General features: G+C 59.6%; 21 protein-coding genes and 1 tRNA gene. 13 read left to right on the top strand and 9 right to left on the bottom strand.

Going from position 1 to position 25,680, the window contains the following annotated elements; genetic code table 11:
- Positions 1-73: 73 nt before the first annotated feature.
- Positions 74-268 (bottom strand): hypothetical protein, encoded by a 195-nt coding sequence (locus NKI46_RS28835; RefSeq protein ID WP_352749233.1) that lies wholly within the window; start codon positions 266-268, stop codon positions 74-76.
- Between the two features lie 150 nt (positions 269-418).
- On the opposite strand from NKI46_RS28835, the gene NKI46_RS28830 reads away from it, so the two are divergent.
- Positions 419-493, top strand: a tRNA-Thr gene (locus NKI46_RS28830).
- A 79-nt stretch (positions 494-572) separates the two neighbouring features.
- A complete protein-coding gene (locus NKI46_RS28825) occupies positions 573-2,267 on the top strand; it encodes a DUF6538 domain-containing protein (RefSeq protein WP_352749230.1) in 1,695 nt (564 codons plus the stop codon).
- A gap of 59 nt (positions 2,268-2,326) precedes the next feature.
- Here NKI46_RS28825 and NKI46_RS28820 read toward each other — a convergent pair whose 3' ends face one another.
- Positions 2,327-3,358 (bottom strand): COG3904 family protein, encoded by a 1,032-nt coding sequence (locus NKI46_RS28820; protein ID WP_352749227.1) that lies wholly within the window; start codon positions 3,356-3,358, stop codon positions 2,327-2,329.
- A gap of 139 nt (positions 3,359-3,497) precedes the next feature.
- Between NKI46_RS28820 and NKI46_RS28815 the strand changes: the two genes are divergently transcribed.
- From NKI46_RS28815 to NKI46_RS28795, 5 genes are all read left to right on the top strand, one after another.
- Complete coding sequence (locus NKI46_RS28815) at positions 3,498-4,202, top strand: SOS response-associated peptidase (RefSeq protein ID WP_352749226.1); 705 nt, start codon at positions 3,498-3,500, stop codon at positions 4,200-4,202.
- 227 nt (positions 4,203-4,429) lie between these two features.
- Positions 4,430-5,218, top strand: a complete 789-nt coding sequence (locus NKI46_RS28810) for a hypothetical protein (protein WP_352749223.1) — start codon at positions 4,430-4,432, stop codon at positions 5,216-5,218.
- Positions 5,219-5,650: 432 nt separating this feature from the next.
- Positions 5,651-5,842, top strand: a complete 192-nt coding sequence (locus NKI46_RS28805; protein WP_352749220.1) for a hypothetical protein — start codon at positions 5,651-5,653, stop codon at positions 5,840-5,842.
- 83 nt (positions 5,843-5,925) lie between these two features.
- Positions 5,926-6,408, top strand: coding sequence for a hypothetical protein (locus tag NKI46_RS28800; RefSeq protein ID WP_352749217.1), 483 nt, complete (start codon positions 5,926-5,928; stop codon positions 6,406-6,408).
- Positions 6,409-6,445: 37 nt separating this feature from the next.
- Positions 6,446-6,709: a hypothetical protein gene (locus NKI46_RS28795; protein ID WP_352749214.1), complete on the top strand. Its 264-nt coding sequence runs from the start codon at positions 6,446-6,448 to the stop codon at positions 6,707-6,709.
- Positions 6,710-6,770: 61 nt separating this feature from the next.
- On the opposite strand, the gene NKI46_RS28790 is transcribed toward NKI46_RS28795, so the two are convergent.
- From NKI46_RS28790 to NKI46_RS28760, 7 genes are all read right to left on the bottom strand, one after another.
- Positions 6,771-7,013 (bottom strand): hypothetical protein, encoded by a 243-nt coding sequence (locus tag NKI46_RS28790; RefSeq protein WP_352749211.1) that lies wholly within the window; start codon positions 7,011-7,013, stop codon positions 6,771-6,773.
- Between the two features lie 738 nt (positions 7,014-7,751).
- Positions 7,752-10,874 (bottom strand): type I restriction endonuclease subunit R, encoded by a 3,123-nt coding sequence (locus NKI46_RS28785; protein WP_352749209.1) that lies wholly within the window; start codon positions 10,872-10,874, stop codon positions 7,752-7,754.
- A gap of 9 nt (positions 10,875-10,883) precedes the next feature.
- Positions 10,884-11,990, bottom strand: coding sequence for a DUF4268 domain-containing protein (locus NKI46_RS28780; RefSeq protein ID WP_352749207.1), 1,107 nt, complete (start codon positions 11,988-11,990; stop codon positions 10,884-10,886).
- Positions 11,977-13,305, bottom strand: a complete 1,329-nt coding sequence (locus tag NKI46_RS28775) for a restriction endonuclease subunit S (RefSeq protein ID WP_352749205.1) — start codon at positions 13,303-13,305, stop codon at positions 11,977-11,979. The genes NKI46_RS28780 and NKI46_RS28775 overlap by 14 nt, the downstream gene beginning before the upstream one ends.
- The gene (locus tag NKI46_RS28770) at positions 13,302-13,676 is read right to left on the bottom strand and encodes a hypothetical protein (RefSeq protein WP_352749202.1); all 375 of its coding nucleotides are present in this window, start codon (positions 13,674-13,676) and stop codon (positions 13,302-13,304) included. Before NKI46_RS28770 ends, NKI46_RS28775 begins: the two co-directional genes overlap by 4 nt.
- Positions 13,673-15,508 (bottom strand): type I restriction-modification system subunit M, encoded by a 1,836-nt coding sequence (locus NKI46_RS28765; RefSeq protein ID WP_352749200.1) that lies wholly within the window; start codon positions 15,506-15,508, stop codon positions 13,673-13,675. Before NKI46_RS28765 ends, NKI46_RS28770 begins: the two co-directional genes overlap by 4 nt.
- Before the next feature lie 160 nt (positions 15,509-15,668).
- Positions 15,669-16,265: a hypothetical protein gene (locus NKI46_RS28760; protein ID WP_352749197.1), complete on the bottom strand. Its 597-nt coding sequence runs from the start codon at positions 16,263-16,265 to the stop codon at positions 15,669-15,671.
- 238 nt (positions 16,266-16,503) lie between these two features.
- On the opposite strand from NKI46_RS28760, the gene NKI46_RS28755 reads away from it, so the two are divergent.
- The 6 genes from NKI46_RS28755 to NKI46_RS28730 all read left to right on the top strand — a co-directional run bounded on the left by NKI46_RS28755 (position 16,504) and on the right by NKI46_RS28730 (position 25,409).
- On the top strand, positions 16,504-17,031 hold the full coding sequence (locus NKI46_RS28755; RefSeq protein ID WP_352749194.1) for an HNH endonuclease: 528 nt from the start codon (positions 16,504-16,506) through the stop codon (positions 17,029-17,031).
- A gap of 113 nt (positions 17,032-17,144) precedes the next feature.
- Positions 17,145-17,720 (top strand): recombinase family protein, encoded by a 576-nt coding sequence (locus NKI46_RS28750; protein WP_352749191.1) that lies wholly within the window; start codon positions 17,145-17,147, stop codon positions 17,718-17,720.
- Positions 17,721-17,818: 98 nt separating this feature from the next.
- Positions 17,819-19,129: a hypothetical protein gene (locus tag NKI46_RS28745; RefSeq protein ID WP_352749189.1), complete on the top strand. Its 1,311-nt coding sequence runs from the start codon at positions 17,819-17,821 to the stop codon at positions 19,127-19,129.
- Between the two features lie 191 nt (positions 19,130-19,320).
- Positions 19,321-19,944: a hypothetical protein gene (locus tag NKI46_RS28740; RefSeq protein ID WP_352749186.1), complete on the top strand. Its 624-nt coding sequence runs from the start codon at positions 19,321-19,323 to the stop codon at positions 19,942-19,944.
- Positions 19,945-19,986: 42 nt separating this feature from the next.
- Entirely contained in the window at positions 19,987-21,030 is a 1,044-nt protein-coding gene (locus NKI46_RS28735; RefSeq protein ID WP_352749183.1) for a CBS domain-containing anti-phage protein, read from the top strand.
- A 503-nt stretch (positions 21,031-21,533) separates the two neighbouring features.
- Positions 21,534-25,409, top strand: a complete 3,876-nt coding sequence (locus NKI46_RS28730) for a caspase family protein (protein ID WP_352749180.1) — start codon at positions 21,534-21,536, stop codon at positions 25,407-25,409.
- Positions 25,410-25,680: the final 271 nt, after the last annotated feature.

The following is a 25,680-nucleotide window of genomic DNA, read 5'->3' as shown; positions in this document are numbered from 1 at the left end:
GACCATTGGCCGGCTTGGTTCAAGATTCCTGAGCCCGTTGGCCAAGTTGGCCGGCCAGTGTGGCCGATATCGGTCAGTCCTTGTGCATTTTTTCAGCAGCCGGCAGTCCTTCGGGCCGCTGGTCAGGATCACCGGTGCGCCGCGAGCGCGCTTGCGTCTTGCGCTTCATGAGATTGGCGCGCAGCTGCTCGGCCAGACGGTCCTTGCGGTCAGTCCCGTCCTTTTTTGCCGGATCAGCCTTTTTCGGTGGAATTGTCTTGTCGTCCATCGTTCCGTCCCGCCCGCGACTGGCAGGGCCTGCCGTTCAAGGGATAGCTAGCATTGTGGCGCCGCCATGTCAGCGAAACTTGTCTGGCAAAGCCTTTCACAGACGCCTTGCGCTTGCCGGTTCTATATGGCAGAAGCCCCGCCATCAGCGGCTGCGGTAGCTCAGTGGTAGAGCACTCCCTTGGTAAGGGAGAGGTCGAGAGTTCAATCCTCTCTCGCAGCACCATTCCAAGCCATTGTTTGGAAACAACTATCTGACTTTCTTGGTCTTTTCGCCGCCTGTCTGGTACACAGGGGTGGTACATATGAGCTTGAGAATGCCTGGACCTTGGAAGCATCCGAAGACCGGAGTCTATTACCTTCGGCAACGCGCACCGACTGACTTGAAGAATTTTCCGTTGGATGGGAAGGTGGCAATTCCCGTCGGCGACATCATCAGAGCGGTGAAGGCGGGAACAACCGTCAAGGTCAGCCTCGATACGAAAGACCCCGCAGAGGCCAAGAGGCGGCATCGCGCGGCCGACGCTGCTCTGCATGAGTTCTGGCAACGGCACAGGGAAGGCCCTCAGCCGCTCACCAACAAGCAAATCCAGGCCCTCGCCGGCATCCTCTATATCCGTTTGGTCGAGATGATGGACAGCGAGCCGGGCGAGGAGGGGATTTGGAAGCAAGTCCTCCAGTTGAATGCAAGCAAGGGCGAGCGCGGGGAGTTGGACCATTGGTTTGGTCCCACGGTCGACGAGCTGTTTACAGCGGAGGGCGTCAACACCGACCCACTCAGTCGTACACGTGTCGTCCACGCGGCCTTCAAGGCAATCCAGCTTGCGGCTGAGACTAATCTTAGAAAGGCCGGAGGCGACTATTCACCTGACGAAGCGCGGAACCGGTTCCCCAACTGGGAGGCCGAGCGCGGTGGGGCCAAGGCAGCGCCACGGGCGACGGGGGACTTGGACCTGTTCGCCCTACTGGACCACAAGTTCGCGACACAGAGCCTCAAGGAGAAGACCAAGAGCGACTACGCGCGGGACCTCGCCAAATTCGTCAAGAGCAGCGGGCACCGGAATGCTCAGGACGTGACGAATGAGGACGTTCGGAAGTGGCGTGACGAATTGATAGCCGAGGGGCTATCGCCGTCGAAGGTCAATGGCAAGGCCCTTGCGGCGTTGAGCGCGGTCCTCACCCATGCAGTCAGGGAGTTCGGACTACCGACAAACGTCGCCAGCGACATTCGAGACCGCAGGGACGGCCCCGCACCAGGCAAGAAAGGCTACGACATGGGGGAGGCCAAGGCCATCCTCAGCGCCACATTCAACGGGAGCCCCAAGGACATCTCAGCGCCCCACAAGCGCGCACTCTTCTGGGTGCCGTGGATTTGCGCTTACACCGGGTTGCGGGTGACTGAGATTACTCAGTTGCGCGGCGTGGATGTTCGGGCGGATGGCGACACGCCCTATTTGTTCATTACGCCTGAGGCCGGTTCCACGAAGAGCGGTAGGGCGTGGATGACCGCCGTTCATCCGCACCTCGTAGAGTTGGGCCTGTTGAAGATGTTCAAGGAAGTGGGCGGCGGTCCTGCCTTCTACGTCCCTTATCCCGATGGGACCGACCTCACCAAGCAGACAGGCAAGCCCCGGTCGCAAGAGGCGGGCGTTCGGGTTGGGAACTGGATCACTGAGGAATTGGGGATACCCGCACCGGGCGGCAAGCCCAATCACGCTTGGCGGCACCTGTTCACAACGCTTTCGCGCAAGCACGACTTGGACAAGGAACCTCGGGACTACATGCTCGGAAGCGGGGCTCACGACGCGCGAGAGGGGTACGGCGATTGGCCACCCAGCGCTCTCGCGAGGGAAATAGGGAAGCTGCCGCTCTTCGATGTCAAGGAAACAGATTGGCGCCCGTCCAACGTGCGCGTTCCTGCTCAGCCAATCCGCTCTGCGAACAAGAAATCCAGATCGAAATCGGAGAGACGTATCCCGAGGAACCCGGCCAAAGCCTAAACGGAGCCTGGACCGCGAGCTGCAGTTGCAACGCCCCTACCTTGTGGTCTGGTGCCTGTTCATCGGAGGACTTGGCCCGTTTCAGCTATGACCTTTGGATCAGGACCGATCGCAATCGTGTAGCTGAAGCGTGCCGCCCCTTTTGCCTGCTTGTTCCTCGGGAGGCTCCGCACGATCCAATCGTATATGCCGGACACCATGCACCGTGCATTGGCGCAGGTGACCATGATGCTATCGTTGCGAACGCTGTACGCCCGCTCTGGCCATCGCTGGAAATAGCTTCTCTTGTCCGCCACGATGAAGCTCAGGTCCCTCGGCTTGCCGTAGTAGTCGACAATGCCGGCGTAGGAAGTAAGCACCTGCGCGATAGCCAACTGATCGGTGCTGTGTTTCTCGATGAGCGCCCGGACGAAGTTCGCCGCAGCAGTGTCCAACTCTTGGTTATGTGCGGTGACTTGGTCTTGCGGCAGGCCAGACGGCCGGGGCTCCGGAATCTGTGAGGTGTCGACCGGAGGTTGCCTCGCGTCCACGTTCGTCACGTGGAGCGCTGCCATCTCACTTGCCGACAAATACCGCATGTCGGACTTGTCGTAGTTCATCGCGACGGCAAGGAGCTTCGGGTCGACCCCCATTTCGGTCAGGTAGGACATGATTTCAGCGGTTACGGCCTGGACGCCGGCTACCGCCTCATCAGTGGACAGTTGATGATCAGGAGCGAACGAGGATTGGTGAACCCCGATTGAGCCAGGTTCGGCCAAACGGCGACCACCGCCCATGAACGCCAACGAACAGGCTGACGCGCACTCGCCTTGGCGCGTCTGAAAAGTATCCAATCCTGCCGCTCGGATCATGCGCCCCAACTGCATTGCGCTGGCGATATTCCCACCCGGCGAGTCGAATGTGACGGACGTGGCTCCACTGGCGGTGACCGCGCTCGCAAATTCGCTCAGTGGTTCGTTGATCCTGAAGTCACCTGACACTACCAGAAACGGCGTTTCGCCGGACACTGGCTTGTATTCCAGCGCGTTGGATGAACACGTCATCATTGCGGTCGTCAGCACGACGCCCGCCGCCACAAACAATGAACGCATGGCTAGACACCCCAATACTTGCCCAATAGGACTAAGAGCCAAACAGGCGAAGATTTCAAGCATCAACTGGACTGGGCCAGCGGTATGGTGAACGCTGGCAAATGCATCTGTGACGAGCCACACGGCGGAATAAGAGACGATGTGCAATTTGTACAACATCGCGACCAGTCAGGACGCCGTCCGCGATTGGACTCGCGCCATGCGCGACATCATGGGCAACCTTGAGCCTTCGTTAGATGTCTACCCCAACATGCCGGGGCCTGTGGTCCGCAACACGCCCGATGACCAGCGCGAACTTGCCAAGCTACTCTGGGGAATGCCGACGCCGGCCGAGCGGGTGAAGGGCAAGGCCGACTATGGCACCACGAACATCCGCAATCCTCAATACGCCCATTGGCAGCAGTATGTCGGCGTCGAGAACCGCTGTGTGGTGCCGGTGACGAGCTTCGCGGAGCCCAGCCCAACGCCCGGCGATAAGGACCCCGAGACCGGCATTCAGCGGAACTACTGGTACGCGCTCACTGAGGACCGACTGCTGTTCTTCTTCGCCGGCCTCTGGACGAAGTGGCATGGGGTGCGCAAGGTCAAGGACGGCCCCGGCGACTTCGAGCTTTATGGCTTCATGACGACCTCGCCCAACGCTTTCATCAAGCCGATCCACGAGAAGGCCATGCCGGTTATACTGAGGACGCAAGAAGAGACCGAGACGTGGCTGACCGCGCCGTGGTCTGAGGCAAAGCGGCTACAGCGCACGGCACCTGACGACGCTCTAGTGATTGTCGAGAAGCCAGCCACACAGACCAAGCTCACGCAGCAGGCGCCTGCTCAAGGTGCGTTGTTCTAGTGGGCGAGAACATGATGTCATACATTCTTGAGAACTCAGAGAGAGCCGTCTCTGAGGACAGCATTTCTTGTCGCCAGTGTTTCGCGTGCGGAGGTCTACCTAGTTCAGGGCGTGGTGAACACGTCGTTCCTCAGTGGCTACAGAAGCAGTTTAAGCTGGCCAATCAGCGCCTCACCCTTATCAACCAAAGCTTGATACCATATCGACACTTAACGGTGCCGTGCTGCGTGGAGTGCAATACCGGCTTCCTATCAAGGATAGAGAGCGCTGTTCAGCCGATCTTTGCGCGTGGAACACTTGGATCAATCACCGAGAAGATGGTGATCGGGCGTTGGCTGGCAAAGATACTTATCGGCCTACTCGTCAAGGATACTAGCCTGCTCTTTGATCGCGCGAAGCCCGAGAGCGGCCCGATTGTCTCCTCAGAATTTATTGACGAACTGCATCATTGCCACTTCCTAATGCAAAGCGCGCGCAAGCCGACCGTATTTCGATGTCTGCACGGCGACTTACCTTTTTCGTTCTATCACTTCCAGATTGCGGACGGCGGAGACGACTGCTTCGATTTGTCAACGAACATCTTTGGACAGTCCGTGGCCATGATGGCGGGGCATTTGGGGGTTTGTTTCGTTAGCGATGGTGGGCTGCAGATGGAAGTGGGGCCAAAGGGGCCATTCGACCTTGCCGGGTCAACAGTATCCCGCACTCAGTTCAGAGAGTTGTCGGCGCGGGTGCATTACAAGGCGGCGTTGCGAGATGCGACCCATTTCTACCTAACCGCTGAGAGCCCAGAGGGGCTTCAGGTCGACCAAGTTAGGGTGACCCCTTATTCTCGGGGCTTCCTGCCGGGTACTCAGGAAGTCCGAATATTTCGAGACTGGAACGATGAGGAATTTAGCTATGCTCTGGCCCAGGCCCTGGGCACCGAAAGGTCGGCATTATTCGACGAGGCAACAGGACGGTGCGGCACGACACTGTTCGACAAGCAGGGAAATCTCGCCGTAGCATTGGCCTGAGGTCGCTAGCAACTTACTTTCAATCCTCCTCCCGCCACACCACCCGTCGAACCGTCCTGATTTCAGCAAGCCGCGTCACCCGAATGCCGTGGCGTTCTCGCGCCGATGGGTTCTGCGTCTCGGCATGCATGTACTCATTCTTGCCACACCGTTTGCAGCTCATTTTGCTCCCCACCAAGTCGGCCTCAATGTCCCCGAATATCACCTTCAGATCACTCGGCTGATACCAGCGCTTGACATTACAGAGTCCACAGCGAACCAGCACGAGCTGCCCTATCTCATGGGCATTACTGAGCTTCCATTCACCGCCGCGCTTTCGTCTTCCACCAGTATCGGGCATGGCCCAAAATAGGAACTCATTCCTCTCTCGGTCAATCCACTCTTGACATTTGTGTTCTCTTTTTGTTCACTGCGGCGTTTGGAGTTATCGCCATGGACCACATTGTGACGCTCGACAGTCGTCAAGAGGCTGCCCTTCAAGCCGTCGCCGATAGGTTCGTTGCCGTCCACAAAGGCGACGTGATGAAGGCGCTCAAGGAAATGATCGTACTCAACGGCCACCTTCAAAACCGCCTTGACGCGCTCTCAGCGCCACGCAGGGCGAGCGGTGGCAGGCATCGATAGAGAACGAGAAAGCCGTCTTGCCTCTCCAAAGCGGCTGTGCAAGTAACGCTCCGGCTGTTTGGGGAACAATCACAATGGGAAGAGTGAGCGCTGTTGTCGGCCCCGTATTCTTTTGGGGTGCCGTCATCTGGTACTTTGCGTCGGGCGGCACTTCGGCAACATCGGAAGCGCAAAAGCCACTGAAACCGGCCCAGGTCGAACAGCAGACCGGCTATGGCGCGGCCAGCAACGTTCCCGAAGAGGTTCGGCAGAAGGCGCTGGTCCTCTTGGGGGCGACGTACGATGGCCCCCTAACTACATGCCGAGGCCACGATATCGACGGCGTCTATTTGGCCTACTGTCTGAGAAATGGCCTAGAAGAGCAGGGCGGAGGGCTTTACGCGGTTCTCGGCGCAATGCCGAGCTTGTTCTCTGTTTACCCAATAAATGGCAAAGCAAAGGGCCATCTGGAAGGTCACGAGCGCATCATAGGCGAGTTCGGTCAGCGGACCCGCATCGGGAAATGGGACGGCAAGCCGATCGATATTGGCTTCGCTACCAAAATGCTCGTGACGCAATTCAAATGAGTGCGACTGGTCGCCAGCGAAGGTTCAAAATCTTAAGATGTCTAACAGCATCCTTCCGCGGCAGAAAACCCCCAAGCTCATCGTGGTCACCGCCTTCGACCGCGACGAGAGCGGCGACCTTCAGCCTGTGTTTGGGCCAGCCGAGCAGCAGACCGAAGACCGGGCGATAAGGACCGCGAAGGGCTTGGCGGGGAAACATGCCGGGGTCACTGCGTGGTCGCGTGAGGCCAACCCGGCGATAGGCGAGTACGGCGAACCGACGACGCTCTTTGTGGGTGGCGACGTGCCGGACATGGAGTAGGCAGGTCATCGCCGCTTCAGGACGGCGCTTGCCACCTAACTAGGTTCAGGTGCGCGCCGGGCTACTTCGATACGAGGGCAGCCTTAGCTTTTGCCGGCGCCTCAACAATCGCTTCGGTTTTGGGTTTCTGACAGTCGGCCCCGCTCTTGTTATCTTTACATTCTGGATTGTCTGGTGCTCGACCGTTCCCGATGATCTTGCCGGCGACGACGGTGTCTTTGGCGGGCGCAGCATCATCGGCCAAAGCGGGAGTTCCACCCAACGACACGGCAAATATGGCGCACACTATCAGATGCGATTTCATGGCCTCTCCTGTCAAAGGAGGCGCCAGCCTATCACCAATGTGAAACGACGTCAGTCAGAATTGTCCCGACTCTTTGGGTCATCCGCCGAGCTACTTCCTGCTAGTATTCAGCACAGCAAGTTCACGATCTATCTTGGCAATCGACTCTTTACAGCTACGGGCAAGCTTCTCCGCTTCGGACAGTGTCACGTTCAACCTCGCACGTTCCTTGCAAAGGGATTCGATTGATGCCGTCTTGGGGGTCTGGCGGGCTTCGGCGCCCAATGGGTGGACGGTGCGCCCGGCCGAGGCTGGGACGGCAACCTTTGTCACCGCGACGGCCTGGGCCTCCTGGCGCGTCTTCCCGCCTAGCTTTCTTTGCCGCTTGTCCAATGCTTTTGCAAACTCTGGCTGGGCTCTCGCCCACGCAACGGGTCCGCCAGCCAGCTTCGTGGCCTCGTTAAGATCAGCACGCGCCCGTTTCGGTGGTGCCGGTGCTGGCTGGGATCGAAGCGCAGCATCGATGATCGCATCAAGATACATGAGCCTCAAGGCATTCAGATCTGGAGGCCGTTTGATCCGTCGCGGCTTTCGGCTGTTCGTATTAGCTGCCCGTCCACCCGTTGCCGATTTCGCTTTGTTGTATTTCTGTCCTGGAGAAGCCGGGTCAAACGAGGACCATCCGAACCCTCCAACAACCGTACTTCCCCCGAAATACCCGCCTTTGCCCATCTATTCACCCCACCCCGTCGAATGCCGTCAGCTAGAAATGTCTGCCTGCTCCCGTTGCTGCCGCAACGCCTCATAAAGCTGCCCTGGTCCCAGCAGAACGTCCTTGAGCCCCTCCCGGACCTTTGGGGAGTCCAGCGCTTGTTTGCTCATGGTCGTGTGCGCTTCGAAAGCGTCGATGACGGCGTCGAGGATCGCCTTGGATAGATCAGGAGAATTGGCGAACTGCTCCTTGGTGTTGCTGGCAGCTTGCTGGGCGAGCGTCTCGGACTCCATCAGCTTGCCCTTGATGACGTTGTTCACATAGATGAGCTGGTCGTCGTCGGTGACATCGCCCTGGAACAGGTCGTTCAGCCTGGCCACTATCTCGGCCAGCAGCGCCTTCTGCTTCTCCTGCACTGATCCGGAACCGGCGTCATAGATCGGCTGCAACGGCTCTCCGAAGCCGCCTAATGCCAGCGTGCGTTTGCCCTTGTCGGCCAGCTTGTGGTGGGTCAGCACCAGCCCGGAAACGTCGATCTCCTGCCGCTCGCGCCCGAACTCCAGCAACGGGATGAGGCGGCGGTAGAAGATGTGGCGGCTTTCGATGGCGGTGTTGCCGTAGTCGAATATCTGCGACAGGAACGCATAAAGACGCACGAACGCACCCATGTCGGCACGGAACAGCACGAGAGCGTCCATCGTGTCCTGAGCGTCCTTGGCTGCCTTGGTATCATCTTTCGACCGGGCTATGCGCAACCGCTCCTGGGCGTCCCGGTAGGAGCGCAAGAGCCTGTCGGCGACAGGTGTGATGGCCGCGACGAGGTCGCCCGGTTTGGACGCCGGGTCCAGCTCGACCTTGACCACCCGGTCGACCTCGAAATCATCGTAGTGCCCAAGGGCGTCCAGCTTGGCCCGCAGGTCGAAGACGAGATTGGGGTCGGTCACATTCTCCAGCGATGCGGTCTGGTAGTAGGTCTGGAACGCCTTGAGGATATCGTCGCTCGAATTGACGAAGTCGAGGATATAGGTCGTATCTTTGCCCGGGTGGGCGCGGTTGAGCCGCGAGAGCGTCTGCACGGCCTGAATGCCCGCCAGCCGCCGGTCGACATACATGCCGCACAACAGGGGCTGGTCGAACCCGGTCTGGAATTTGTTGGCCACCAGAAGGATGTGGTACTCGGGCAGCTTGAAGGCCTCGCGGATGTCCCGACCGTTCAGGCCAGGGTTCAACTCCTTGCTGGTTTCGCTAAATGCTTCGGGTCCGCTCGGCGGGTCGTTGACCTCCCCCGAGAAAGCGACGAGCGTTCCAAGCTGGTAGCCCTTGTCCCGGATGTACTTGTTGATGGCGAGTTGCCAGCGCACCGCCTCGACGCGGCTACCCACCACCACCATTGCCTTGGCCTTGCCGTCGAGCAGCGGCTGCACCAGCGAGCGGTAATGCTCGACCACCACCTGCACTTTCTGGCTGATGTTGTAGTCGTGCAGCCGTACCCAGCGCATCAGGGACTTGACTGCCGCGCTGCGCTCGACCTCGGTGTCGTCCATCTCCCTGCCTTCGTGGGCGAGCTTGAAGGCGAGGCTGTAGGGCGTGTAGTTCCGCAGCACGTCGAGGATGAAGCCTTCCTCGATGGCCTGTCGCATAGAATAGACATGGAAGGCCGCTGGCAGGTTTGTCTCGCTGGCGGGCTGGTCGGGATGCGGGCGCTGACCGAACAGCTCCAGCGTCTTGGCCTTGGGCGTCGCCGTGAAGGCAACATAGGTGATGCCCTTGTCGCTCGCCCGTGCCGCCATCTGGGCAGCCAGAATGTCCTCCGAGCTTACCTCGCCGCCATCGCCCAGCTCGGCAAGTTCTTCGGGGGAAAGCACGGCCTTCAGCTTGGCTGCGGCCTCACCGGTCTGACTTGAGTGCGCCTCGTCGGCAATGACGGCGAACCGCTTGCCCTGTGATGCCGCCAAGTCCTGTACCGCCTTGAGGGCGAACGGGAAGGTTTGGATAGTGCAGACGACGATCTTCTTGCCGCCCGCGAGCGCCTCCGCAAGCTGGCCGCTCTTGGCACCGCCTTCGCTCTTGATGGTGGCGACCACGCCAGTGGTGCGCTCGAAATTGAAGATCGCTTCCTGCAACTGGGTGTCGATGACGTTTCGGTCGGATACGACAAGCACCGTGTCGAATACCTTCCGGTGCTTGTCGTCGTGCAGGTCCGCAAGGAAGTGCGCGGACCAGGCAATCGAGTTCGTCTTGCCCGAGCCCGCCGAGTGTTGGATCAGGTATTTGCCGCCAGCGCCCTCGGCCAGAACGGCGGCTCGAAGTCTGCGCGTGGCGTCGAGCTGGTGGAAGCGCGGGAAGATGAGGCCTTTGATCTTCTTCTTGGCGTCGCGCTCGGCGACCATGTAGCGCCCGAGAATTTCGAGCCACGAGTCAGGCTGCCAGATGTCCTCCCACAGGTAGGCCGTGGGATGACCCTTCGAGTTCAGCGGGTTCCCCTTGCCGCCGCCATTGCCCCTGTTGAAGGGCAGGAAGCGCGTCTGCGGACCTTCGAGCCTTGTGGTCATCATCACTTCGGCGTTGCTGACCGCGAAGTGGACCAGCGCGCCGCTGGGGAAGCTCAGCAGCGGCTCGGGCGCTTGCCCCTTGGGGTTCGGCAACCGGTCGAACTTGTACTGGTCGACAGCGTCCGCGACAGATTGAGTGAAGTCGGTCTTCAGCTCGATGGTAGAGACGGGCAGCCCGTTGAGGAACAGCACCAAATCGATGGCGTTCTCGTTGGCGAGCGAATAGCGCACCTGCCGCACGACGCGCAGCCGGTTGGCCTGATAGCGGGCGAGGATGTTGGCGTTCATCGCCAGCGCCGGTCTGAACTGGGCTAGCGCCAGAGGGGCCTTGAGGCCGATCATCTCGACGCCATGCCGGATCACGTCGAGCGTCCCGCGTTCGTCGAGCTGTCTTCGGATGCGGTCGAGCAGCGTGCCTTCGGCGGCAGCGCCGTGGGATTTCGTCAGGGCATCCCAGGCGTTCGGCTGGCTCCCCTTGACCCAGTCCACGACATCGGCGGCAAACAACGCGCGCGTCCGGTCATAGGAATCTGCATCACCGTGGGCATATAGCCAACCGCTGGTGGCAAGGTGGTCGCAGACTTCAACCTCGAAGCTGATCTCTTTGTGCAGGCTCATCCACCGTCCCTACAGCTGCAGTGCCCCAACTCTCATACGGAACGCCTTGTCCAACCTGATCATCGCATCAGTCATTCGCTGGTTAATGTCGGGCCATTGGTCGGTCGATGATTTGTAACCTCCGGGCATGACGTGGCGAATGAGACATCCGTCGGACTCGGGCAACTCTTGCCAGTCCAATTCCGCGCCGAAATCGCCCTCTATTTCCGTCCGTTGATTCAGAAGCTGATGGAAGGCGGCTTTATTCTTCTCGCGCATTCCGCTGCCGAGTGAAATCCACAGGGAGACCTGGGAGTCCTCCTTGCGGATCGTATACTGAAGCGAGAAGCCACTGCGACCGATGCTGCCCGAGACCCATCCATCGCGCGTCGCCTTTCGGGAGGCATGGATCGGAGTGTGTTTCCTCGCATGATCGAGCATCTGTTCCCAGAATTTGTAGCGCAGCTCATGGCGTTCACCCTGGGACTTTCTCTCCGCCAGCTTCTTCACCCCAATCTGGGTCTGATAGCTGGCCGTTTCGGGTAGTGGGATCAATTGCTGGATGTCGATCAGCACCGGACCACCGTTCATCCTGTATGGCTTGAGGCGCACGCACCTAATGTCGACGCCGCGATCGATCAACCACAGGACAGCCGTCGTCAGTTCCTTGCTGAAGTCCGCTGATGCCAGAACAATGCGGGTGTCCTGCCCGAACAGTTCCTCATCGGCGTCCTCCCAGCCAAGGAACTCCAGGATCGCTCCCTTGGCCGCCTCAAGGTCCGGCTGGACTGCGTTCCTGAAGCGGGCATGGGTGTCAACGAGTTGCTCGAATGTCATGGCGGAGATCATGGCGGCATAGCGCAGGGCCTGCAGTTCCATGTGTCCGCCATCCTCCGTCCGCTTCAACTCGACGACGACAAGGTTGGCGTCACCATCCAGGCAGAGGAGATCGATACGGCGAGAACTGTCCAGCCATCCGCCAAACTCCTCGGCGATGACCATGAGGCGTTCGTCGAGAACCTTGATGTCGTCGCGCAGGAGCCGCTGGATGTGCTTGCGCTCATAAATGCCTTGAGCGCCGAAACTCGTCTCAGCCACTGCGAGTAGCTTGTCATCGGTGATCTCAAAGATCGGCATAGGCGAGTTCCTTTGCGACACCGGTCCCGACCACCGCGAAATTCCGCACATCGATCTTGCCTGTGACGGCGGCAGAAATCAGGGCGGCACGGCGTTCCTGAAGCAAGCCAATGGTCTTTTGCGCTTCAGTGGCGAGTGGACCTATTTCTGCAATCCGTGCGTCCAACACATTCGCGATGGAGCGCTGCTCCGATGGCGGCGGTATCGCGACAACGATCTCACCATAGCGGGTTGGATTGAGGTTGCATTGGCCGATGGCGACGAACGCACGAGAGCGGGCACTGCCGAGCACCCCCTCCGTGTTCAGCAGATAGGCCATGAAGGTTGGATCACAGTTGTCCGAAGTCCGAAGCCTCACCAGATAGGATGCGAATGTCGTCGGGCCATCACGTTCAATGAAGCGCCCAACTTTGCCGATGAGATCAAGGCTGTTTGTACGATTGTAGAGCAGATCGTCGGTCCTCAGCAGGAGGCCCTCATCGACTTGATCGATGTACTTGAGATCATCGACTTCCACTTTGCCATCTTGAATGTTGCCCATGCGTAGGACTGCCACTACCCCATCCGGCTCAAGGCTATCAGAGATGCCATAGTCAACGGACGAGAAGCACCGCTTCAGCATCAGCACTTCCCAATGGTCGGGCACCTCGCCCAGCCACTCGACGCCGGAGGGCTTCATCTTTGCATCGGGGTTGAGCCCCTTGGTGACCGCGTGAGAAATGAAGGCCTGGCGCTTCTCCTTGAGCAATTCGATCAACCGCTTCTGCTCTTCCATAAGCACATCGATCTTGGTCGTCTCGCGGTCGAGGAAGGCCGCGATGGCGGATTGCTCCGGGTGAGGAGGCATGGCCAAGGTGATGGCCTTCATTTCCGAGTAGTTGGTGCTCCATAGATCGGCAACGATGCCCTTCCCATATCGATAATATTCCTCTTGGAATGCTACGCTGCGAAGCAAATGATGCACAAAACAGCGGTCGACGCCGGCAACAGGTGTCAGGACCGTATTGATCAGCGAAACCGAGCCATCCTGGGAGGCAATGCCAGCCGAGCCTTTCCGATCGGATCGGCTGTTGATTACGAAATCCCCTGCCACCACTTTCTTTCGATTGTCTCCGTCGTCCGTCTTAGCGGCCGTTTCGAGCTGCGACACGATGCCGTTCTTGGTCACGGATAGAGCTGCGAACTCTTTGTCGCTTACTTTCTCACGGCGTTCTGCAAAGTAATACCCGAGACGCCGTAGGTTCCAATGTTCTGGAACTTCTTTGAGCCAGTCCGTGCCACTATCCTGATACCTGTTGTAGAGCGGAAGACTCATTTCGAGTTGCCTCCACCTGCAACCTCTGCAATGACACGAACCGCCTGCCACAGGTCTGTCACCTTGAAGCAGATGAGGTCTGCGTCTTTGAACGTAGCCTCTCCAAACAGATTGTGGTTCGGCTTGCTCACGGCGAACGTCGAATGGTCGTAGGGCTCACTGTCGATGTCGCTGAGGCGGCTGACACGCACGCTGTCGGCACGAACCCACAGGTTCTGGTGCCTGACCCGAGCGGGCTCAAACCCCAGCGGCGCACCGTTGGACGCGACATATCGTTCGGCATGTGTCGCATGGCCTTTGGACGAAACGGAAATCGCCGGATGCCCTGCCAGCAAAGCCCTGATCGCTTCTCTCAATTCCTCGCCAGTCACGCCGACAACTCCCCAATCATCGTCAGAATACGGTCGGTGACCTGCTTCAGGTCTGCATCTATCTCGGCCAGCGGACGCGGCGGCTCGAAGACGTAGAACTGCCGGTTGAAGGGGATCTCATAGCCGACTTTCGTCTTCTCGTGGTCGATCCACGCATCCTCGGCATGGGGCAGAACCTCGCGCCGGAAATAGTCGTCGATGTCCTCGGCGAGCGGCACGTTCTCGGTGTCGCGTAAAGAGCTGTCGGGCTGCGGCTTGCCCTTCATCTTGCCGCGTTCGCCAAGCACGACCCGCCCTTTCTCATCACGCAAGGGGCGCTCGACCGTGACGGTGCGGTAGCCGAACTCCTCGTTCGGGAAGATAAGCGACAGAGGCGCGAGCTTGACCTTGCCGCCTTCAGGGGCCACCGGAGGCTGCTCGCCCTCCAGCACCACTTGCCGCGCCGCTTCCTTGCCACTGGCGTCCAGCACGGTCGCAAGCTTCGCCCCGTCGAACCCACCGAACAGCTTGGTGATGGTAGCGATGTCGTCGTCGCCCATCTCCTTGCGCTTGGAGCCGAGGCTCTTGCGCATCTTGCGCCAGAAGCTCGAAGCATCGACGAGTTGCACCTTGCCCTTGCGGTGGGCTGGCTTGCGGTTGGACAGAACCCAGACATAGGTGGAAATGCCGGTGTTGTAGAACATGTCGGTGGGCAGGGCGACGATGGCCTCGACCAGATCGTTCTCCAGCACATAGCGCCTGATCTCGCTTTCGCCGCTGCCAGCCCCGCCGGTGAACAAGGGCGAGCCGTTCAGCACGATGCCGAACCGGCTTCCGCCATCGACCGCAGGCCGCATTTTAGAGAGGAGGTGCATGAGGAACAGCAGGGACCCGTCGGAGACCCTCGGCAGGCCCGGGCCGAAACGGCCATTAAAGCCTTGCTGCTCCGCCTCGCGGCGAACCTCCTTCTCGACCTTCTTCCATTCGACACCGAAGGGTGGATTGGACAGCATGTAGTCGAACTTCTCGTGCGTGTGGCCATCGTCGGACAGGGTATTGCCGAAGACGATGTTGGCGACATCCTGCCCCTTGATCAGCATGTCCGCCTTGCAGATGGCATAGGACTCCGGGTTCAACTCCTGCCCGTACATGACGAGCGAGGCCTTGTCGTTGTGTTCGATGAGATGCTCGCCGGCCACCGACAGCATCCCGCCGGTGCCAGCGGTGGGGTCGTAGATCGTGCGGACCACGCCGGGTTTCGACAGGATGTCGTCATCCTCGACGAACAGGAGGTTGACCATGAGGCGGATCACCTCGCGCGGCGTGAAGTGTTCACCGGCGGTCTCGTTGGAGAGTTCCGAGAACTTGCGGATCAGCTCCTCGAAGATGAGGCCCATCTGGTGATTGTCGACCTTGCCGGGATGTAGGTCGATGCGGGCGAATTTCTCGGTGACCTGATAGAGCAGCCCCGCCTTGGCGAGCCGGTCGACCTGAGCAGCGAACTCGAAGCGCTCGAAGATGTCGCGAACGTCAGGCGAGAAGGCCTGAATGTAGGCGAACAGGTTCTGCGCGATGTTGTCCTGATCGCCCATCAGCCTGCGCATGTCGAGCTTGGAGGTGTTGTAGAAGGTCTGCCCGGCCTTACGCAGCAGGAAGGGCTCTGGGTTCATGCCTAGCGCGGTCTTGGCCGCATGTTCGCCCAGCACGGCATCCTTGGTGGGCTCCAGCACACAGTCGAGACGCCGCAGGACGGTGAAGGGTAGAATGACCTTGCCGTAGTCGGCTTGTTTGTAATCGCCCCGTAGCAGGTCCGCGACGGACCAGATGAACGACGAAAGCTGCTGCTGATTCATTCCACGCGACCCCTCCCGATTAAGGGGTCAATACACCGTATCGGGTTAACAATCGCAACTCGGAGTGAGCCGGAAATGTTTGGTGCAGAAATGTGTCCGGCCCATCCAATATGTGGCAATCCGGAAATCACCCCCGTACCCCATAGATGGCTGCCGTTTCTTACCAGTTAGGTGCAGTCAGGCCCTTTGCTACCGAGTCCGCGTATTCCGCCCGGCCCTCGCGTCCAAACTGATACTCTACTCGGCCGTTATCGGTCGATATCGCGAGGGTTGTAGCGCTGGTCACCGACAGGTGCTTCCGAAGCTGATCGAGCAATTCCTCATATCGAGCTTTGAGCCCGGCGGCGATGGACAGGACGGCGGTGCGAGAACTGCTGGCGCGGCTGCTGGGCAAGATCACAGGCGGCTCGCGGAACCACACAAGGAGGTTGACTGATGAGCCGATGCCCTCTGCCATCTCGACTTCACGGACGAAGTAGTGGTCAAACTCCAGGTCGGCCTTCGCACGCGCGTCATACGTCCCGACGGTAGGAACCCAGCGGACCCCGAAGAAATTCTTCCGGTTGATCGTGGCAAACACCCTAATTTGTGGCTTCGCGGCGGTCCAATTCTTTCTGTCGAGCAGCACGCCAACACTTTCGGGCAACTCGCCAAAACCGTCACGAGCCTGTATCAAGCATCCAGTGCTAAGCTCAGGAACAGCACCAGCATCAGCTATCGAGGTAGCTACCTGGAGGAAGTGTTTGCTGTTGGTCATTTATTGCCCTTCGCGCTCATCATAGCGTCCCCTCTGAGTCATTCGCCCCCAAAATGCAAGCCCGTGTCCACGGCTGGACCTTGAGTTGCGCTCGCCTTACCGCGCCAAATACCGCGCTACGACCCTCCATGGGCCGGACTCCTATGTCCGAAGTGGTCGCATAGTGGCGCATGGGAGTTGAGAATTGAGCCGCCTTAGCCTAATTCCTGCGGCTTTCTGGAGGATGTCGAGGCAGTGAATGGACAGTAAGGCGTGCAGCAAATGCGGCGAGGTTCTGCCTCTGAACAGGGAGCATTTTGGGCAGAAGAAGGAAGTCCGCAAGGATGGCAGCTCGTCGATAAGATTCCGATCCGAATGCAGACGGTGCATGGCGGCCAGAACGAGGGAGTATGATGCCGCCAATCCTTCGAATGTTCGGGCGCGCATTGAGCGTCGAACAGATAGGTCGGCTGGAAATGCGGCGCCTATGCCGCGTGATCTTCCGAGCCTTCGGATAGTTCTGAAGGATCGGTGTCGTTTCTGCTCTGAACCGCTTCACGGTCGCGGCCATGTGGATCATTTGACGCCGGTGGCCAGGGGTGGAACGAACAAAGCGTCCAACCTCACTTTATGCTGCGAGTCTTGTAACTTGGCGAAGACCTCGAAGACGCGTGATGAGTTCTTCGAATGGCGTGCTGAACGAGGTCTGTTCAATCGTCGCGTGGATATTAGCGGTGAGCGGCCTGACCCGGTCCTTCGAGGTGCCCTCCGGGAACGTTACAGCTGACAGCGCCGAATGCCTCAAAATGTATAGCTTCCGAGATCAAACGTTGACACGTCTCATTTCATGTCTCATAAATGATGTCTCACAAACTCTAGACATTTCGGAGAGACCCCGCTATGGCCGACCTCGCTTACATCCGTGTTTCCTCCATCGGCCAGTCGCTGGAGGTGCAGCGCGACAAGATGCTCGCGGCTGGAGTAGAGCCCAAGAACATCTTCGAGGAGAAGCGGTCAGGGCTTGACACGGGAAGGCCGGAGCTGAAGGCGTGCCTCAGAGCGCTCAGACGAGGCGACACCCTCCTTATAACTCGCATCGATCGCTTGGCTCGTTCCGCCACCGACCTCCTGAACATCGTCCGGGGGCTGGACAAGGATGGAGTGTCCTTGCGCGTTCTCGACCAGCAGATCGACACCAGCAGCCCGGCGGGTCGTGCGATGCTGCAGATGCTTGCGGTGTTCGCAGAGTTCGAGACAGCCATACGGGCAGAGCGCCAGATGGATGGTATTGCCAAGGCAAAGGCAGACGGGACCAAGTTTGGCAGGAAGCTCAAGGCAACACCGGAGCGTTCCGCGGAAATCAGGCGGATGCGCTACGATCAGGGCAAGACGGTTCCCGAGATCATGAAAGCGACAGGGCTCAGCAAGGCGTCGGTCTATCGCGTGCTGTCGCCGCAGGACGTGGTAGCGCCATAGAGCGAACCGCTTCGCCGCCCCGCGACACCTTGCCTCCTTATAGCTGTTAATGTGCCCGCGTATGCGGGGTGGCTATTTCAACGATTGGAACTGTGTAGATGGACCAGATCACGCCGGCTCTGATCGAACTGGGTGACGAAGAGGATGAACGAGACAGGCGCTTCAACGCCTATCGGTTCGCCGCATCGGAGAATGCAAAGGCCATCGTTAAGGAAGCGATCGAACTGCTGCTAAGCTGCGAAGCCCATTTCGGCCTCAGGACGAACAAGCGACGCGCCCGTGACCAGGAGACGTTCGACCTGACGGTTGACGCCATCCTGTCGGACCTCATGCACCATCACCTCGCTGGAACGTCGGGCGACATCTACGTTACGCGCTCCAATCGTGTACTCGGCGCGAAGAGCCGCTATCGTCCACGCGCCTACAGCAAAATGTTCCCATACATTCTCGACCTCATGGCGAAGCCGGAAATGGCCTATGTCGAACAGCTCATCGCTGCCCCGGTAGAGGGCGCCGCGAGAGCGACGGTCATCCGACCCGGTTCCCGGCTGCTTGATCGGCTCGTTGAACACGAGATCGGGATCGACGACCTCGATGAACACCCGCACGGCGAGACCATTGTCCTAAAGCGCATCAAGGACCGCCAGAACCATTGGGACGAAGGCGGATTAGAGGAGTACGGCGACACCCTGGACACGGAGCGATATCGGGCTGAACTTGGCGTGATCAACCAGTGGATCGCTGATGCCGATCTACGGTTCGACCCGGAGGGCCTTCCATGGCCAAGGACGCAGTTCAGCATCCGTGACCGGAGGCTCCGACGTATCTTCACTCAGTGCCGTTTCGACAGCGGAGGCAGATTGTTCGGTGGCTTCTGGCAGAGCCTTCGCAAAGATGAGCGCCGACAGGGACTATCGATCAGCGGCGAGCGCGCAGTGGAACTGGACTACGGGCAGGTCGGGCCACGCATCCTCTACGGCATGGCAGGTCACAAGCCGCCATTTGAGGACCTCTATGACATCTGGGGCTACGGCTTGAACCGGCCCGGGATCAAGAAGGTCATGAGCGCCATGATCTTCGCTTCAGACACGTTGAACCGCTTCCCGAAGGGAACGCGCCGGCTGTTCTCCCGGAGCTACAAGGTCGGGGATGTGGTGGAGGCAATCGAGGCAAAGCACCCCCTGATCAGGAACTGCTTCCACCGTGGTCTTGGGCATGATGCTCAGTTCATAGAAAGCCAGATCATGATCGACGTGCTGCTCACGTTGAAAGATCAAGGCATCGTGGCACTGCCGATCCACGACGCTGTGATGGTCCCGGCCTATGCTGTCTCCACTGCCAAGGAAATCATGCTCGATACCTTCCATCGATATGCCCATCTGGAAGGCACTGTGACGGTGGAAGCATGAAGGGGATTACTCGAAGAGGAGATGATCTCTTGATCTCTTCTCTCCCTGATCTCCCCAGGTAAAGCCTTGCCTATCCCCTTCGGGTTGAAACCCGCAGCTCACCATAGAGGGACTCGAGATTGAGTACGAATTGGATCAGGAAGCGCGAGCGCAAGAGTGAGGTCAAAGCCCGAGCTGCAGAGCCAAGCCACATGTTCACGCGCTGCCGTGTCGTCGGATGCGAGAGGCCCGCGAGAGCTGGCACCGACGATGGTCTGGACACGCGCTTTTGCCGTCAGCACTCCGACCACTATTCCCGCCACGGCAGCCCTTACAAGCGCTCCTACACCGCCAAGGAACTCGCGCCTTATCGCAAGGCAGCCCTCGCTTGGCTGGAGGCGAACGCCGAGGACCAATGGGTGCGCAATGCAGTCGACCGCGTGGAGACGCTCTACCGGGCCGCAGGGCCGCACATAGAGGCGTTCAGACTTCGCGGGCTGTCTCCTGAAGCTCGGGCCAAAGCCGCCTGGGCGAGGCTTCGTAAGGCCGCCGTGGAACCTCGACAGGTGATTGCGGCGTGGCTAACGACCGAACTTGCGATCCAAAACGATCCGCAGCGCGAGTCCAAATCGGAGTTCAAGCGCGTCCAAGCTGCCAAACTGGTCCACCGCATGGCCTCTGGAACTCACAAGCGGTGGGGAGATGGAACGAGCGCGAAAGAACTGCACGTCTTCCCAAGGTCCAGAGGGCAAGTGCTTCGGCACATTGGAAAAGACTTGGAGGGCGCTGCAGAGCTGGCAGCGCAAAGGTTTGAAAGGCGCGAACTCTTTCTGTAATACCGGGTTGTTATTTCTCCGTGCGGTCCAAGGATTGATTTGATGAAGCAGGAACTCGCGGCGATCGTCGAGGATCTCAAAGCTGGGCGCACCGTTGCGCCAATCACTGCACGGACGTTTCTAGGTTGGTTTGGGGCTCAGCGTCGCGGAGGGTGGGTCGTTAGTCAAATTCGACGCGAACTGGCTCAAGTTGGTATCAACACAGTTCCTGATTTTGAATCTTGCTGGCTTGATGCGCTGATCGAGTTTCAACTGGCGATTGAGGTCGCTGTCGAGCATGAATCTGAGGCGCAAGCAGCTAATGACGATCCAAATCATCCCGTGGAGGAGCAAGCGAATTGGGTCCGTCGTGACCCCACCTACAGAATAAGCAAGTTAGCAGCGGCGAACGGCGGGGTTGTCTCTATCAATCCAGGCGCGCTCCTTTCCGAGGCCGTAACGGTTATGCTCTCGCGCGACTTCTCGCAGCTGCCAGTGATGACAAGTGAGCGCGAATTGAAGGGCATCGTAAGCTGGAAGTCTATAGGAGCGCGGTTGGCCCTTGGTTACGGCGGTCAAGAAGTTCGGCATCATATGGAGACAGCCTGCGAAGTTGGCTCTGCATCATCAATATTTGATGCAATTGGACTTATAGTTCAGTATGATTATGTCTTGGTCAGAGGTGACGGAAATAGAATAACTGGAATTATAACAGCTACAGACCTTAGCTTGCAGTTTCTTTTGTTGACAGAGCCATTCCTATTGCTAAGTGAAATCGAGAACATGGTTCGTAACATCATAAGCGAGAGTTTTTCGATCAAACAGCTTCTTTCTATTCGAGAGCCGGGATCGAAATCGAGGGAAATAAACGGCGTTTCCGATCTCACTTTCGGAGAATACATTAGGCTTTTGGAGCATCCAGAGAGGTGGTCTTCGCTTGGGCTTCAGATTGACAGAGGTCTATTCTGTGGCGACCTGGATAAAGTAAGGAAGATCAGAAACGATGTCACTCATTTCGATCCGGATGGGATCACTCCGGCAGATTTGGACACCCTTCGAAAATTCACGGGCTTCCTTAAGCAGCTTCAGTCAATAAGAGGCGTATAGGCGTACCAGCGCGATCAGATGATATTGCTTGCCGGACACAGAGGTGGTACACAGATCGTGTTGGCGAGCTGAATTTCGCAAGATAAAACAGATAGTTACGGTCGAGATAGGCGAGTTCAATCCTCTCTCGCAGCACCAGTTCATTCCTTTGATTTTAAAAAGATGCAGTCGCGAAGTCGGGGTCTCGTTGCGGACCAAAAAAGCCGGCTGACGTAAAAGTGCCAATCCCGCGCATCCAACCGTGGCCCCCTCGCCCGGAAACATTGAGAGAAAGAGGCTCTACGGGGCCGGACGACTGCTCAACAAGTCCGGACCTGTCAACTCATGAACAGGCCGGACTGGCCGTATCCGGCATGCTGAATACTACCGCTCGCACGCTGAAAGCCAGCCGCCTCGTACGCATTCCCCATGACAAGAACACAGCTCGCCCAGGACTTGCCATCGGCCGGCCATCATGATGCCATCTCGCCTGCGGAAGATAGTGTTGGGTTTTGGGGTAGAGAATGCTCTTTGGGCTAACGGCAGGTGCGACAGGGCGCATGTGCGCGGCAATTGCCGCGGCACTGGTGTGCCTATGCGCGTTTGGCCCCGCTTTGGCTGAAGAGCCGAAGGCGCTGAAAGGCGTCGCGCTCATCATCGGTCAGTCCGACTACCAGCATGTCGGCAAACTGCCCAATCCGGAAAACGACGCCCGCGCCATCGAGGAGATGTTCGACAAGCTCGGCTTCGAGACGAATGTCGCCACCAACCGCGACGCACGCAAATTGCGGCGCGATCTCGAAGGCTTCGTCGACGATGCCGAGGGCGCCGATGTCGCCATCATCTACTATTCCGGCCACGGCATCGAAGCCGGCGGCGAGAATTATCTGGTCCCTGTCGATGCCGATATCTCGGCGCTCGACAATGCCGGCGAAAAGCTGGTGCCGCTGTCGTCCATCGTCGCCGAACTGAAGGCCAAGGTGCCGGTCACCATCGTTCTGCTGGACGCCTGCCGCAACGATCCGTTCCCGCCGGGCACGCTCCTGAAGCTGGCGCCGGGCGACGAAGGCAAGCCGATCGGCGCCGGCGGTCTCGGCGAAACGCGCGGCGTGGTTTCCCTGAAAGGTGGCGCCGAGGCCAAGGGCTCGGTCGACGACAGCCTCGGCCAGGTCATCGCCTTTGCCGCCGAGCCCGGCAAGGTTGCGCTGGACGGTCCGGCCGATGGCAACAGCCCCTATGCGGCAGCGATCCTGCGCCACATCGACACGATGGGCGGCGAGGAATTCGGCACCGTTTTGCGCATGATCGGCGAGGAGGTCTATCTCAAGACCAATGGCCAGCAGCGGCCCTGGGTCAATGAGAGCCTGCGCCGGCTGCTCTATTTCGGTACCCCCGCCGAGGCGCCGAAAGGCGACGAGGGGGAAATCCTAAGGGAGCGGCGCCAGCTCCTGCTGACTATCTCGACGCTACCCGATCCGGAGCGCCGCCAGATCGAAACCATAGCGCGTGACGGCAAGGTGCCGATGGATGGACTCTACGCCATGCTGAAGGCGCTCGGGGTCGACATACCCAAGGATCCGGCCGAACTCGACAAATTGCTGCGCGGCCAGACCGAGCGGCTGAAACAGGTGCTGGCCGAGCAGGCCGCGCTGAAGAGCCAGGACCCGGAGATCGTCAGGCTGACCGGGCTCGCCGAACAGGCGGTACGGGAGGGCGCGCTCGAGGCCGCCAAAAAATTCCACGAGCAGGCCAAGGCGCGCGTCGGCGAACTGTCAACGACTGTCGATCAGGCGGAGGCCGACATCAAGGCACGGCGGCAGGAGTTTGCGGAGGTTTTCGCCAGCAGTGCGCAAACCTATGAACTGTCCTTTGACTATCTGAAGGCGGCTCAAGATTACGCCAAGGCCTATGACGAGGTAGAAAAATGGAGCGACGAGGACGCCTGGACCTACAAGTCAGCGGAAGCCGAGGCGCTCTCCGCGCACGGCTCTTTTTCGGGCGACAACGCCTTTCTGCTCCAGGCCGTCGCGGCCTATGAAAAGAGCCTGACTTATGTGACGCGCGAAAACGCGCCGATCCGCTGGTCGGCCACCGAAAACAATATCGCAATCACTCTGTCGACACTGGGCGAGCGCGAGGCCGGCCGCGACAATCTCGACAAGTCGGCAGCCGCCTTTGAGCAAGCGCTGAGCGTCTACACGCGCGACGCCTATCCGGACGACTGGGCCAGGACTTTCGGCAATCTAGGCGCGGTCTACTGGCAGCTCGGCCGGCGCGAGAACGGCACCGCGCTGCTCGAAAAGGCGGTCGCCGCCTTCCGCTCGGTGCTTGAGGTTCAGGGGTCGAAGAAACTACCACTCGAATGGGCGGCGACCGAGAACAATCTCGGCGTTGTGCTGTCCGAACTGGGCGAGCGCGAGCCGACGAGCGACAGCTTTCGCGCAGCGATATCGGCGCATCGCGCCGCGCTGACAGAATATCGCCGGGATCGCGTACCGCTCGACTGGGCATTGAGCCAGATCAATCTGGGTGTCGTTCTGGCGAGCCTCGGCGCGCGCGAAAAGGATGTACCGACGCTTGAGCAATCGGTCGCGGCCTTCCAGGCGGCGGCTGAGGAGATGACCAGGGAACGCGCGCCGGCGCAATGGGCGACGATCCAGAACAATTTGAGCACCGCATTCGAGTCGATCGGCGAGATCAACGGCGATATCGCCGCGTTGCAGCGCGCGCGGGAGGCGGCGGAGGCAGCGCTTTCGGTTCGGACGCGCGAGCGCGCGCCGGCCGACTGGGCGAACGGCCAGCTGACGCTGGGCAACGCACTGCATCGTCTTGGCGCCAGGCAGAACGACGACGCCATGTTGCTCAAGGCGGTCTCAGCCTACGAGGCGGCGCTATCTGAATATACGCGTGAAAAGCTGCCGCTCGACTGGGCCTCGCTGCAACAGAATCTCGGCTTCGTTTATGCAACGCTTGGAAATCGAGACACAGGAACCGACTATTTGCAGAAGTCGGCGGCCTCCTACAGCAAGGCATTGGAAGTCTACACCGCCACCTCTGCCCCCCTCGATTTCGCCTCGACAGAGTACGATCTCGGCGCCACGCTGTCGACCTGGGGTGCCCGTGCGGGCGACAGGGCGATCCTCGAACAGGCGGTCGCCGCTTATGATTCCGCGCTCACGGTGCGGACCAGAGAGGGCGCCCCGACCGACTGGGCGACGACGCAATACCGGCTGGGCATCGCCCTTTCCATGCTGGGCAAGGCCAATGGCGGCCCGGTCGAGGCGCTCGAACGCTCGGTGACAGCCTATCGCGCGGCGCTCGAGGTGCAGACTCGCGACAGCGATCCGGTCTCTTTTGCGGCAACACAATGGGGATTGGGCCATGTCCTGCTCGTGCTCGGCGACAGGACACGGAACGCCGATGACTTCAGCCAGTCGGTGACTGCGCTCGAAGCGGCCTTGCCCTTCTATGACCGCGCCACGGCGCCGGAAGATCATGCACAACTGCAGAACAATCTCGGTAGCGCCTACTACTACCTTGCCGGTAGCAGCAACGATCCGTCTCTTTACCAGAGGGCGGCGACCGCGCACGAGGCGGCGCTCGCCGTCTATGCCGCGTTGCCCGATCGCACACTGTGGGCCTCCGTTGAAGGCGATCTCGGCAACGCGCGGATGATGCAGGCCAGCGCTACCTCCGACCCGGACACAATGGCGAAGTCGGTTCAGGCCTACGAGGCGGCGCTCAGCGTGATTGCCCGCGACACAGACGCCGATGAGTGGCTACGCAACCAGGCCAATCTGGCCAGCGCGCTGTCGACGCTGGGCTACTGGCGCAACGATGTCGCCTTGCTGAAGCGCTCGGCCGCCATCTATCGCAGCATACAGAGCGTGCGCACTCGTGAGCGGGCGCCGGAGCAATGGGTCCGCACGCAGGGCGATTTCGCCCGGGTGCTCGCCATGATTAGGGACAAGGCGCCGGAGTCGGCGGTGTTCGATGAAGAGATCGCCGCCAACCGCGCACTGGCCGATGAGGTCGGCCGCGACCGCGACCCCGACCGATGGGCGAGCGTGCAGAACGAGGTCGGCTATGCCTTGATGCTTGCCGGCCGCGCCGAGAACAACGTCGCCCGCTTCGAGGAGGCGGTGCCGATCCTGCGCGAGGCAATCGCCGTGCAAAAGAAGATCAATTCGGTGCCGGCCGTAGCCTTCACGCAGGACAGCCTGTGCGACGTGCTGGTCGACCTCGGTGCTGCCCGCAAGGACAAGGCGCTTGCCGAGGAAGCCATCGCCGCCTGCCAGGATGCGCTCGTCATTTTCAAGGAGCGCAAGATGGACGAACTCGCCGCCGGTTCGGAACAAAACCTCGCCGAGGCACAGGCGCTGCTCGCCGGCTTGAACTGAGGCTCCAGACAACGCTGATGCAGGGCAATCACATAGGGCGCTCCCCCCATTCTTCGATGTTTGCCCGGCACCTACCCCCACCCTTAATCCCTCCCCACAAGGGGGAGGGAGACCTGGTAAGCGTTGATCTCGGCAAATTACTGAGGTCTAGATGCAAGGGCGGAGATACAGGGCGCGCCGGGTAGTGTGTGCTGAGAGTTCTGCAAATTCGCTGAGAGGGGGCGGTCATGGCAGGCTGGTGATTGTTCACGTCACCTGATTCCCGCGAAGG

It is taken from the genome of Mesorhizobium sp. M0615, assembly GCF_040320805.1.
Taxonomy (GTDB): domain Bacteria; phylum Pseudomonadota; class Alphaproteobacteria; order Rhizobiales; family Rhizobiaceae; genus Mesorhizobium.
Note: the sequence above shows the minus strand (reverse complement) of the source record. Positions and strands in the feature narration are given on the sequence as shown.

Excerpts from the sequence above, each read along its gene's own strand:
- NKI46_RS28835 (WP_352749233.1), bottom strand. The coding sequence starts at position 268 with ATGGACGACAAGACAATTCCACCGAAAAAGGCTGATCCGGCAAAAAAG.
- NKI46_RS28825 (WP_352749230.1), top strand. The coding sequence starts at position 573 with ATGAGCTTGAGAATGCCTGGACCTTGGAAGCATCCGAAGACCGGAGTC.
- NKI46_RS28820 (WP_352749227.1), bottom strand. The coding sequence starts at position 3,358 with ATGCGTTCATTGTTTGTGGCGGCGGGCGTCGTGCTGACGACCGCAATG.
- NKI46_RS28815 (WP_352749226.1), top strand. The coding sequence starts at position 3,498 with ATGTGCAATTTGTACAACATCGCGACCAGTCAGGACGCCGTCCGCGAT.
- NKI46_RS28805 (WP_352749220.1), top strand. The coding sequence starts at position 5,651 with ATGGACCACATTGTGACGCTCGACAGTCGTCAAGAGGCTGCCCTTCAA.
- NKI46_RS28795 (WP_352749214.1), top strand. The coding sequence starts at position 6,446 with ATGTCTAACAGCATCCTTCCGCGGCAGAAAACCCCCAAGCTCATCGTG.
- NKI46_RS28790 (WP_352749211.1), bottom strand. The coding sequence starts at position 7,013 with ATGAAATCGCATCTGATAGTGTGCGCCATATTTGCCGTGTCGTTGGGT.
- NKI46_RS28785 (WP_352749209.1), bottom strand. The coding sequence starts at position 10,874 with ATGAGCCTGCACAAAGAGATCAGCTTCGAGGTTGAAGTCTGCGACCAC.
- NKI46_RS28780 (WP_352749207.1), bottom strand. The coding sequence starts at position 11,990 with ATGCCGATCTTTGAGATCACCGATGACAAGCTACTCGCAGTGGCTGAG.
- NKI46_RS28775 (WP_352749205.1), bottom strand. The coding sequence starts at position 13,305 with ATGAGTCTTCCGCTCTACAACAGGTATCAGGATAGTGGCACGGACTGG.
- NKI46_RS28765 (WP_352749200.1), bottom strand. The coding sequence starts at position 15,508 with ATGAATCAGCAGCAGCTTTCGTCGTTCATCTGGTCCGTCGCGGACCTG.
- NKI46_RS28760 (WP_352749197.1), bottom strand. The coding sequence starts at position 16,265 with ATGACCAACAGCAAACACTTCCTCCAGGTAGCTACCTCGATAGCTGAT.
- NKI46_RS28755 (WP_352749194.1), top strand. The coding sequence starts at position 16,504 with ATGGACAGTAAGGCGTGCAGCAAATGCGGCGAGGTTCTGCCTCTGAAC.
- NKI46_RS28750 (WP_352749191.1), top strand. The coding sequence starts at position 17,145 with ATGGCCGACCTCGCTTACATCCGTGTTTCCTCCATCGGCCAGTCGCTG.
- NKI46_RS28745 (WP_352749189.1), top strand. The coding sequence starts at position 17,819 with ATGGACCAGATCACGCCGGCTCTGATCGAACTGGGTGACGAAGAGGAT.
- NKI46_RS28740 (WP_352749186.1), top strand. The coding sequence starts at position 19,321 with ATGTTCACGCGCTGCCGTGTCGTCGGATGCGAGAGGCCCGCGAGAGCT.
- NKI46_RS28735 (WP_352749183.1), top strand. The coding sequence starts at position 19,987 with ATGAAGCAGGAACTCGCGGCGATCGTCGAGGATCTCAAAGCTGGGCGC.
- NKI46_RS28730 (WP_352749180.1), top strand. The coding sequence starts at position 21,534 with ATGCTCTTTGGGCTAACGGCAGGTGCGACAGGGCGCATGTGCGCGGCA.